The organism is Gilliamella sp. Fer4-1 (assembly GCF_001690515.1).
Classification (GTDB): Bacteria; Pseudomonadota; Gammaproteobacteria; order Enterobacterales; family Orbaceae; genus Gilliamella; species Gilliamella apicola_C.
Map to the genome: position 1 here is coordinate 1 of NZ_LZGZ01000046.1, position 3,302 is coordinate 3,302.

A 3,302-nucleotide genomic window follows, 5' to 3' on the forward strand; every position below is an offset into this window, starting at 1 on the left:
ATGATCGTTCCTCAGAATAGCTCGTTCATTTTACAATTTTGTCTTAGATTGATGTAGGTTTACCACGAGTTGTCCAATTAAAAATTTGGTAGCCAGATACTATTTATTATTTTTAGTGATAATTAATTTATCATCTAAATAAAAAATTAATTTCTTAGATTGATTTTTGATTATTTGATGCCATATGTTTTTATTATTTGATCTGTTTGGTCATTTTTTCGCGTTTTATTTGTCATTGTTGCGAGTGATTCGCATTTTTATATTAAAAATAACTTTTCTTTAAAATACGTGTTGTTAATTTAATGCTATTACTTTTTTATCAGTACTGTCATCTTTTTTAGGAAAAATAATGTCATCTTTTACCCTTAACCAGCTACCTTTAGGGCACGAGGCGGTTATTTCTAGATTGTTGCCCGAGTCGTTACCCTTTCGCCGAAAGTTACTTGCAATGGGTATTACACCTGGTTGTAAGGTTTTGGTTGTGCGTGTTGCGCCACTTGGTGATCCGATCGAAATCAAAATGCGTGGTTTTTTGCTTTGTTTACGTCGTAATGAAGCGAAAGCTATTGAAGTAATGGAGGTTATTGCGTGAAGATAGCACTCATTGGTAACCCTAACTGCGGTAAGACTACGTTGTTCAACTTATTAACAGGCTCTAAACAGCGAGTAGGAAATTGGCCTGGCGTGACTGTGGAACGTAAAACGGGGATTTTTACTTATCATCATAGGCAATATGAGATTATCGATTTGCCTGGCACATATTCGATAGAGCCTGATCCGCTCAGTGTTTCGCAAGATGAACTTATTGCTCGTCAATTTGTGTTATCTGAAAGTGACAGCGTTATTATCAATATTATTGATGCAACAAATTTGCAACGTAGCCTTTATTTAACGTGCCAATTAATTGATTTACAGGTCCCCATAATTGTTGTGCTAAATATGATGGATGCTATTAAAGCTATTGGCGAACAGGTTAATGTTGATATGTTGTCCGCACTAATTGGTTGTCCTGTTGTTGCGATATCTTCTACAAAAAAACAAGGTTTATCGCACTTTTATCAACAAATTGAAGCCATGTCGAAAAATCCACAAATAGCTCAGCCGTCGGTTGATCTACTTGGTGAAGAGCAGCAAACTGTGATTAATCGTTATGTTTGCGATCTACCCGAAGATAGCATTATACGACAATTTAATCGCTGGCAATTGATGGATGTATTATTGGATGATTCGCGTTATAACTTGGCGCCATGTGAGAAAAAAATGTTAGTGGATTGTCGTTTAAAACTTGCGCAATGGTGTGATAATGAAATTGATGTGGCACTTGCTAGCGCTCGTTATGATACGATTGATGCAATTTGTAAAAAGGTGATTGAGAAACCACGTGAGCTTAGTCATCGGTTTTCTGAAATACTTGATAATATTACCTTAGGACGTATTACTGGCATTCCCTTCTTTTTGTTGGCTATGTATGCCATGTTTATGGTGGCGATTAATTTTGGGGCAGTATTTATTGATTTTTTTGATGTACTGTGTGGTACTGTTTTTGTTGATGGCACAACTGAATTACTTCATGCTATAAATGCACCAAGTTGGCTTATCGCGATTTTAGCTAATGGCATTGGTCGAGGTGTGCAAACTGTTTCGACGTTTATTCCTGTTATTGGTGCCATGTTTTTTTGTTTATCGTTTTTGGAGGATTCAGGCTATTTAGCCAGAGCAGCAATGGTTATTGACCGATTGATGCGATCTATTGGTTTACCAGGTAAGGCATTTGTGCCAATGCTAGTTGGTTTTGGTTGTGGGGTGCCAGCCATTATGGGTACACGAACGCTAGAGAGCACTCGTGATCGCATTATGTCGATTTGTATGATCCCTTTTATGTCGTGTGGGGCAAGATTGCCTGTGTATGCGTTGTTTGCTGTGATATTTTTCCCTAAGAATGCTTCGATAGTGGTGTTTACTTTATATTTGATCGGCATTACTGTGGCTATGCTAACAGGGTTTGTGCTTAAATTTACGCTATTAAAAGGTTCATTAACGCCGTTTATTATGGAAATGCCTGTCTATCGTATTCCGACTTTAAGTAGCTTATTTAGTTTGACGTGGCAACGGTTAAAGTCATTTATATTTAGAGCAGGTAAAGCTATTGTATTAATGGTGACGGTATTAAGCTTACTTAATTCATGGGGAAGCAATGGATCGTTTAGGGCTGAAAGCTCACAAGACACTATGCTTTCAGTGATTAGCCAAGATATCACCCCAGTATTTGCACCTATGGGCATTACCAACAATAATTGGCCTGCAACAGTGGGTATTTTTACTGGTATTTTCGCTAAGGAATCGGTAATTGCAACATTAAATTCACTTTATTCTATGAATGATAATAACGAACAAGCTGAGCCATTCAGTTTGTCACAAGGCGTTTTAAAAGCATTAGCTACCATTCCCCAAAATTTGCAGACCTTGTCTGATGCGGTCTTAGATCCGTTAGGGCTCACTACCGTTTCGCAAGATATGGATTCGTTAAAAGTTGATTTAGAGGTAGATTCGGCGACGATTTCACAAATTAAAATGGCTTTTGGTTCGCCTTCTGCCGCTATGAGCTATTTGATCTTTATTTTACTTTATACGCCTTGTGCCGCAGCGTTAGGGGCTGTATATCGTGAGGCTGGTTCAAAATGGATGATATTTGTGGCAATTTGGACTTTTACTATTGCGTGGCTAGCAGCAACAATTTATTACCAATGTACTTTGCTTGGGCATTCGGCTGTAGCTACTTGGTGGATCTTAGGATGCTGTATTTTTATTGTTGTGGCTTTGCTGTTTATGCGTTTTTTAGGTCGATATTCAACTTTAAATCAATAAGTTGAACTCAGTTTATGAAATCGTTAAAAATTATTGTATTGTCATTAAATAAATGGCTGGTTAATTTGTAAAAATAATAATAGAGGAGCGATTTGCAGGGCTCGACCTACAAATCATATTAATGTTATGTTAATGACGTCAATTTGTGATTATGTGCAATTAAAAGGCCGTGCATCATTGCAAGATATTGCAAGACACTTTCGTTTACCTGAAAGTGCCACCGAGCAGATGTTACGGTTTTGGATAAAAAAAGGAATGATTAAATTGATAGCGCAAAATCAATTACTTCCTTGTCAAGTAGATAAATGCCATTCTTGCTCAAGTTGTAATTTAACAAATCATATTGAATATGCTTGGGGGTAATCAAATGCATTTGTTAGATTTGTCTGACTATTTTAGTATTCATTAGTTTTTATTTTTGTTGGTAGATTAATATA

Annotated in this window: 3 protein-coding genes; all 3 read left to right on the forward strand. The window is 36.8% G+C overall.

What is annotated here, in order from left to right:
- The first annotated feature begins 349 nt into the window (after window positions 1-349).
- The 3 genes from A9G30_RS01545 (at window position 350) to A9G30_RS01555 (ending at window position 3,228) form a co-directional block, all read left to right on the forward strand.
- Window positions 350-592: a FeoA family protein gene (locus A9G30_RS01545; protein WP_081295533.1), complete on the forward strand. Its 243-nt coding sequence runs from the start codon at window positions 350-352 to the stop codon at window positions 590-592.
- Complete coding sequence (gene feoB / locus A9G30_RS01550; protein ID WP_065587826.1) at window positions 589-2,865, forward strand: Fe(2+) transporter permease subunit FeoB; 2,277 nt, start codon at window positions 589-591, stop codon at window positions 2,863-2,865. The genes A9G30_RS01545 and feoB overlap by 4 nt, the downstream gene beginning before the upstream one ends.
- Before the next feature lie 132 nt (window positions 2,866-2,997).
- Window positions 2,998-3,228 carry a FeoC-like transcriptional regulator gene (locus tag A9G30_RS01555; RefSeq protein WP_065587827.1) on the forward strand — a complete coding sequence of 77 codons (231 nt, stop codon included), beginning with the start codon at window positions 2,998-3,000 and terminating at the stop codon, window positions 3,226-3,228.
- The last annotated feature ends 74 nt before the right edge of the window (window positions 3,229-3,302 follow it).